Annotated in this window: 9 protein-coding genes and 1 riboswitch; of the genes, 4 read left to right on the forward strand and 5 right to left on the reverse strand. The window is 45.5% G+C overall.

The window, feature by feature from the left end; genetic code table 11:
- Positions 1 to 4 precede the first annotated feature (4 nt).
- Positions 5 to 532 (reverse strand): hypothetical protein, encoded by a 528-nt coding sequence (locus tag EYB31_RS36120; RefSeq protein WP_131018422.1) that lies wholly within the window; start codon positions 530 to 532, stop codon positions 5 to 7.
- Positions 529 to 735, reverse strand: a complete 207-nt coding sequence (locus EYB31_RS36125) for a hypothetical protein (protein ID WP_131018423.1) — start codon at positions 733 to 735, stop codon at positions 529 to 531. Before EYB31_RS36125 ends, EYB31_RS36120 begins: the two co-directional genes overlap by 4 nt.
- A 234-nt stretch (positions 736 to 969) precedes the next feature.
- Positions 970 to 1,070: riboswitch (purine riboswitch) on the forward strand.
- Between the two features lie 180 nt (positions 1,071 to 1,250).
- Here EYB31_RS36125 and EYB31_RS36130 point away from each other — a divergent pair.
- Positions 1,251 to 2,648: an NCS2 family permease gene (locus EYB31_RS36130; RefSeq protein WP_131018424.1), complete on the forward strand. Its 1,398-nt coding sequence runs from the start codon at positions 1,251 to 1,253 to the stop codon at positions 2,646 to 2,648.
- A 57-nt stretch (positions 2,649 to 2,705) separates the two neighbouring features.
- On the opposite strand, the gene EYB31_RS36135 is transcribed toward EYB31_RS36130, so the two are convergent.
- A complete protein-coding gene (locus EYB31_RS36135) occupies positions 2,706 to 3,974 on the reverse strand; it encodes an MFS transporter (protein WP_131018425.1) in 1,269 nt (422 codons plus the stop codon).
- A 14-nt stretch (positions 3,975 to 3,988) separates the two neighbouring features.
- The gene (locus EYB31_RS36140) at positions 3,989 to 4,603 is read right to left on the reverse strand and encodes an isochorismatase family protein (RefSeq protein WP_131018426.1); all 615 of its coding nucleotides are present in this window, start codon (positions 4,601 to 4,603) and stop codon (positions 3,989 to 3,991) included.
- A 175-nt stretch (positions 4,604 to 4,778) separates the two neighbouring features.
- Between EYB31_RS36140 and EYB31_RS36145 the strand changes: the two genes are divergently transcribed.
- The 3 genes from EYB31_RS36145 to EYB31_RS36155 all read left to right on the forward strand — a co-directional run bounded on the left by EYB31_RS36145 (position 4,779) and on the right by EYB31_RS36155 (position 6,424).
- Positions 4,779 to 5,714 carry a LysR family transcriptional regulator gene (locus EYB31_RS36145; protein ID WP_131018427.1) on the forward strand — a complete coding sequence of 312 codons (936 nt, stop codon included), beginning with the start codon at positions 4,779 to 4,781 and terminating at the stop codon, positions 5,712 to 5,714.
- A gap of 91 nt (positions 5,715 to 5,805) precedes the next feature.
- Positions 5,806 to 6,150, forward strand: coding sequence for a hypothetical protein (locus tag EYB31_RS36150; protein WP_131018428.1), 345 nt, complete (start codon positions 5,806 to 5,808; stop codon positions 6,148 to 6,150).
- A gap of 76 nt (positions 6,151 to 6,226) precedes the next feature.
- Positions 6,227 to 6,424 (forward strand): hypothetical protein, encoded by a 198-nt coding sequence (locus tag EYB31_RS36155; RefSeq protein ID WP_131018429.1) that lies wholly within the window; start codon positions 6,227 to 6,229, stop codon positions 6,422 to 6,424.
- 68 nt (positions 6,425 to 6,492) lie between these two features.
- Here the strand turns inward: EYB31_RS36155 and EYB31_RS40505 are convergent, their stop codons facing one another.
- A complete protein-coding gene (locus tag EYB31_RS40505) occupies positions 6,493 to 6,804 on the reverse strand; it encodes a hypothetical protein (protein ID WP_165452798.1) in 312 nt (103 codons plus the stop codon).
- Between the last annotated feature and the right edge of the window lie 233 nt (positions 6,805 to 7,037).

Below are 7,037 nucleotides of genomic sequence, written 5' to 3' on the forward strand. Positions count from 1 at the left end.
AAGCTTATGCGCTTTCATTTTTATCCCTTATTTGCTGAATTAATTTAATCACCTCGCCGAAACCCATAAAGGTTAGTCCGCCAACTAGGCAATAGAGGAAGGGGGCTAAACCAAATAGAAAAACCGAGGTCTGGTCTTTAGGCAGCTTGATCCCGTCAGACCAAATATAAATGGCAATAAACAGGCCTATAATAATGGTTATTGCGCCAATAGATTTAAATATGCTGGAGTAGACATTAGGTTGGGAATGAAATTGCTGATCAGGGCGCAGGGTAGATCTCATTTGGTTCCGAATCTTTGACGGGTTCATTTCAAAAGAGAAATTGATAAAAAAGAAAGTCAGCAGCAAGAGCGCTGCGCCTAAAACAACGGAATAATAAACATTAACGTAAGTTGCAAATTCTACGATGCCATCCACATAGATTTTAGAATTCGACAAGATGGTCGAGGAATACCATTTCATTAGATGGGCAATAGAGAAACATAGCGCTCCAACCATGCCGAAGTAAATACTCATTTTACGCGGCATCATGAATTCTCCGTTCGAAATGTTTTGAGCAGTGCAATAAAGAAGTTAAATAAAGCAAGCCCAAGAACAATTCCCATTACATTGCCGAAAACAGAGGCTTCTTTATAATAAAGCATGACATGGTCGGAAGCCGCGGAAGATACCCAGGAAATAGCGTAAAGCAGCGAAACGATACCCGCGATAATGGATGAAACCTTAAAGTACATTTTTTGCTTTCTCCCTTTCTTGTTCCCTCTATTTAATATAGAAGGATTATTTTTCTAATATTATTAATATTATACAATATCAATGGAAATTTGACGATAATTGGAATCAATAAGTTTTTGTGTTTGATGTTCGATGTATTAAAAAGGTTATCCGAACATAAGTGTAATTTTAACAATTGAATGTTCGGAATTTATATTGACAAGATCGGACAACGAACTTAAAATTATTTTAGTTGCATAAGGAAATAACAGTTTCGTATAATTCCGGGAATCGGCCCGGAAGTCTCTACGAGATCACCGTAAATGATCTGGCTACGAACATATAAGGAGCGTATTCGCTGCTGTCTTCGGACAAGCGGATGCAGCTTTTTCTATGTGGCCCGGGTTGTTACGACAATCCGGGCCCTTTCGTTGTTTCCAAAGCTTATAAATTCCAGTATTTTGGCTACAATGAAGGAGAACGCTTACTGCTCTTGGGGGCGCGTCTGCTTCGCAAAAATGAGGGAGGCTTTGTGATGGATCAGTTGTTTAAACTGAAGGAACACGGAACGACAGTCAGAACGGAGATCATGGCAGGATTGACCACGTTTATGACCATGGCTTACATTTTGGCGGTAAACCCGAACATTCTCAGCGCGTTTGGTTCGGGAGCCACGGGAATGAGCTGGTACCCGGTATTTCTGGCGACGGCGATCGCCGCTGGGGTAGTTACGATTTGCATGGGGTTGTTTGTTAATTTTCCGGTAGCGCTTGCGCCGGGTATGGGGCTTAACGCTTACTTTGCCACAGTTATTCTCGCATCATCAGGCAAGTTTACATACCAGATGGGTTTAGCGGCTGTCTTTATTTCGGGTATTATCTTTTTAATCTTAACCGTTACGAAAATCCGTCAATTGCTGATTGTTGCAGTGCCGGACAGCATGAAACATGCCATTACGGTAGGTATTGGCTTGTTTATTACCATTATCGGTTTGAAAAACTCGGGTCTGATGACGGTTGCCGTCGAAGCCGGACAAGACATCAAGGCTCATGCGTTTACGGACGTGCTTTCCTTCGAAACTGTCATTCATATGGGCAGCCTGAAGGATCCGAACGTGATCCTTGCTGTAGTTGGTTTAATCCTGATTTCGGCGTTTATGGTACTGCGCGTGCGCGGCGCAATCTTATTCGGCATTCTGCTGACTACGATCGTCGGCATGTTGATGGGGCTTGTTGATTTCAGTACATTAAGCAAACCTCAATCGCCATGGGTTCCGGATTTCAGCCAATTGGCCATCGCTCATTTTGACTTTAAGGGCTTGATGAATGTGGGGATTTTGACGGTTATCGCTACATTTACTTTCGTAGAGTTGTTCGATACGTTCGGCACGCTGGTCGGTACGGCTAACCGTGCAGGATATATGAAAAATAAAGAAGCGGGCACCAAGCGGGTAGGTAAAGCGATGCTTGTCGATGCAATCGGCGTCAGCGGCGGCGCGCTTGTCGGTACCAGCACCGTGACAGCGTTTGTGGAAAGCTCGGCGGGTATTGCTGAAGGCGGGCGTACGGGATTAACCTCCGTCACAACAGGGATCTGTTTCTTGCTTGCATTGTTCCTGGCTCCGATCGCAGCGCTCATTCCGGGTTCGGCTACAGCAGCGGCATTGATCGTGGTAGGCCTGCTGATGATGCAATCGGTTCGTGAGATTGATTTCCAAGACTTTGTTGTTGCAATTCCTTCTTTCTTTACTATTGTATTTATGCCATTCACTTATAACATCGCAAACGGCGTTTCGTTTGGTATCGTAACTTATGTTATTCTTGCTACCGTTGCTAATGCAACCGGCAAAGGCAAATACAAAGTCCACTGGCTGATGTGGATCCTCGCGGTGCTGATTGTGCTGCGTTATGTGTTCATAGGCAGCGAAGGTTAAGCTCATCAAGTTTTAAAGCCTCCGGGGAAACCTACCGGAGGCTTTGTTGTAAGCTGCTTACGGCATATGCAATCCTGCGTCGCGGCTGACCGTTCTTATTGGAGCGGTTTCTTTAAGGAAGAGGCATAACAGAGAGCACAATACCAGACCTGTCAGAGCCAGATAAAGCGTGTTTTGAATACCGTAGTTTAGCGCGATCAGTCCGGCAAGCGATGGTGCGATGCCACCGCCGAATATTTCGCCTACTCCGATAATCGTTCCTGCCGCGGTAGAAATAAGAGCAGCCGGAACCGACTCGATCGTAATTGTGCCTGCCAGCATACACAAGCAGCCATTGCAGAAAAAGGCTACCGCAAACAACAATGAAAACAAAGAAAAGGGGTTTGCGCCCGTATTTATAAAAAGCAGCATAAAAAAGATTCCTATGATCAGCGCAACGACGGTTACTATTTTTCTTCCGAAACGATCGGACAAGCCGGGAATGACCAGTTGGCCAAGGAATGCGCCGAACCCTATAGCGGATGTAACAAAACCCATCTGAGGTATGCTGAGTTTCATATAGTCTGTCAAATAGTTGGGAACCATTGCACTTAGAACAAAGATGCAAGTCATAATACCGCATAACCCGAACAAGCAGAGGATAATGTTGCGGTAGCGGAAAATTTCAACCCACCGGTGTTTTTCCTTATTTGCCTGGATTTCAGGCTGCCGGCGGGTTTCTTGTCTTTCTTGGATGTGCTTAGGCTCCTTAATAATACGGTGCATAAAATAGGCCAGAATAAAACCCGGAATGGCGACAACGACGAAAACCCAATGCCACGAAGGGAGTACTCCCAGAAGCTGTGTCGCGATGATCGGACCGAATCCGAGACCAAATAAAGCAAAGGTGCTTTGCTGAAGACCCATATTAAACCCGCGTCTTTTGGGCAAAGATGCTTCACTGGTGGCCGCTACGCTGGTCGGGCAAAACGATCCTTCCGTAATACCCATAATGCATCGGATGAGCAGCAGGCTGGTTAAGCCGCCAGCCATTCCCGTTAACCCGGACAGCAAGGAAAACAGGATGATCGAAGGAATCAGTACCTTGCGCCGGCCGATTTTATCCGACAGTCCTCCGATAATAATGGAAAATACGCCCCAAGCCAGCCCCAGTATAGCAATAATATTGCCGAGGTGCTGATAATTCAGATTGAGATCCTTCATCATAACTGGAAAAAGCGGCGTAATAATCCAACGATCCAGTCCCACAAGCCCGAATCCCAAAGCGAGCAGCAAAACAACTTTCCATTCATAAGCGCTGTCCCATCTGTTGTGTGCTTGTTCCATTTATGTCTCCCCCTTTATAATTGCTGAATGACTTCCTCGCTGCTCATGACTCTGCCGAATACTTTCGAAATGGTCGAAAGCGTCGCCTCGTGGGATTGCTGATCAAAGCCCCCATTGCAATCGCTTACAAATATAACCTTGAAATCTCTCATAAATGCGCTCCGGGCAGTTGATTCGCAGCAGACGCTCGACACCGTTCCGATAATGATTACTGTGTCGGCAGTTTGCAACCCTTGGATGTTTCTGATAACGGTCTCCAAACTGGTATTATAAAACGCATCGTACCTATGCTTGGAAATGACAATGTCGCCGGGCAACGGCTTCAAAGCATCGATAATTTCCACACCCGGTGTGTTTTCCCGCATCCCGCCTGTCTTTAATGAAGGATTATAGGCCGTTTCAAGAGGTGATACTTCAAAGTGGTCGTACAAAACATGTTTTGTGTAAATTACCGGCAGTCCGCTTCTCCGGCATCTTTCAAGCAGACGCCTCATATTGGGTAAATACTCGCGGGCCATAGGCACCTCCATGATAGCGCCTTCATTTACGAAATCATTTTGCATGTCCACAACCAATAAAACCGCCTTGCTCTTGTTGAAATCCCAAGGGACAAGCTGCTTGCCGGTCATCTGATCTCACAGCCTTTCGTGTTTTTTGTCTTTGCATTTTTCATAAGAAATATAACATGACTTTTTCTCCAACAGGATATCGTTAATTTTTATAGCCTCAAAACCCGGTTGAGCCAGCGAAATAGATGGGTTATGATGAACAAAAACAATTGGATTTATATAAGGGGGGGAAGAATTGAATCTGGAAGGTTTGCGTTCTTTTTTGGCGATTGCCCACGAGAAGAGCATATCCAAAGCCGCCCAATTTCTGCATGTAACTCAGCCAACACTAAGCGCGCGGATTCGCAACATGGAAGAAGCGTTAGGGTTCCCTTTGCTTGAGAGAAATTGGGAAGGGGTAAAGCTGACCAGGCAGGGGTATTATTTTTTGCCTTACGCCATCCAACTGCTGCAAAATTTAAATAACGCCGCCGCTGTCCTGACTCCATTTAACGGGGAATATAATACTTCTTTCGAAGAAGTGACGAACAATGCAAACCGGCTGATTATTGGAATGGATCCGTGGCTCGCACCTGTTTTTTTAAAGCCGGTGATCGATGAACTTCGTCTTCAATTTCCGGATTTAAACGTTAAGTTTATAACCCGGCCCTCCCAAACGATTATGGATATGATCGAATACGGCGGGGCACACCTCGGAATATGTTATGAAATGAAATCTAGCAAACGCTTACATCTGAATGTGTTGCTGGAAGATGAGACGGTGCTGCTGTGCAGCAGTCACAATCAGGCGGAATCCTATTCTGATCTGAGCAAATTAAGCCAAGTCCAAGAGCCTTTTCTGGTTTTCGATAATCCTATTCTGGCTTCGCATAGTTATTTTACCGCTCCGATGTTCAAGATGCTGGATATTAAGCAATTTCGCACGGTGGACGATATGAACTTAATGCTGCATATGATTGCTCTGGGCGAAGGCTATACTGTCGTTCCTCAATCGTGTGTGTTTAAATTATCCGAATGGTGCGCTCTCCCTATCCGTGTCATCCCCCAAGGCAAGCGATTACCCGCAATTACAGTTCAATTAGCTTATTTACAGGCGCCGGCGTTTACGGAACCTATTGAATGTATCACCCGCAAGCTTTCGTCATATTGCGAGAAACAATACAATAATTAAAAAACAAAGGGACTGGCCTTGGTCTGATAATGACTAAGGCCAGTCTTTTTAGTGTAGGCTTACGTTTCTTAAGCGAAAGGAGGGAGCCGGAATGAAACATAAACTCGCCGCGATCCTTTTATGCCTATGCCTCTTGTTGGGGGCAACGGGCTGTATGCTGATGAATATGAATCTTAGCGATGGGCTAACTACGGGTGCATTGATTTCTTCCACAGCGTCGAAAGCCCAATCCGAGAATGAAAAGAATATAAATACAGCCGTATTTCCTAAAACCGCGTCCGTCGATTATAACGGAAAGCATTTTAACAATGTCGCCGTGCGGACTAAAGGAAACCTGAGCCTGCGCAGCAAATCGGCCAGTCGTATCTGGAACGCAACTTTGACGATGCCTACGGCGCTTTGTAAAAAGCAAACGGCAGCACAGGCAGCGAGTTGAACTGGCTGGAGGCGCTCAAATCCTGCACCGGACTGGATTAAAGTCGGAATCCGACGACGGCAAGATGCCGCTGGATATGCTTAATGAGTTAAACAACGGAACCGATTATGACAAAGTGCTTGATGTCGAAGTGCTCCAAGGTTATTTGTCGAACGATGCTTTTAGGGCCCGGGTACAGCAATTGTCCGATCTAACTTCCAAGTATGTGGAGAAAGATCCGACCGCGTTCTACACGTATGAGCAGTATCAGGCAGAGGCAGCCAAGCTTCTGTAATTTACGCCCCAATAACGGCCAACTATTCCAAGCAGCTCGACGGCAGCGCGGCTTCCTCGGGAGATGGATCAGGCAGCGGCGGCGGTATGGGAGGCGGCCCGGGTGGCGCGGGTGCGCAGCAGTAAGCAGGAACCGCAAGCGAAGCGATGACTGCAGGCGTTAAGGCCGTGCTGCTCCTGCTCTTCTGTGTGTTCGTTTCGTTTTACAAAAGAAAACGACTTTAGCATTTGAAGCACGCTGCAATGATTGACGAACGATAACGGCATATTGTTTAGTGTGCAGTTTTTACATAGATATATGGTGTAGATGATTTTGGCGGATTTGAGATAAACCAGATCTATCAAGTCATGATGAATAAGGCCGACTTCCTGAGTTTTCATCAACACACTAGATATGGCGAAATAATCGATTGAAAAAAAGTTTTATAAAGTACTTGCAATTGGGTAGCCGTCTATGCTATATTCATGAAGTCGCTTTTGAGGGCGACAAGAAATGACAAGAAAATTGCTCTTTGAAAACTGAACAACGAGTGAATGTAAAACAAGCAAGTCAGCAATGAATTGAGCTATATTAAACAAACCTTAATGGAGAGTTTGATCCTGGCTCAGGACGA

The sequence above is a fragment of the Paenibacillus thalictri genome, from assembly GCF_004307995.1.
GTDB classification, from domain to species: domain Bacteria; phylum Bacillota; class Bacilli; order Paenibacillales; family NBRC-103111; genus Paenibacillus_AF; species Paenibacillus_AF thalictri.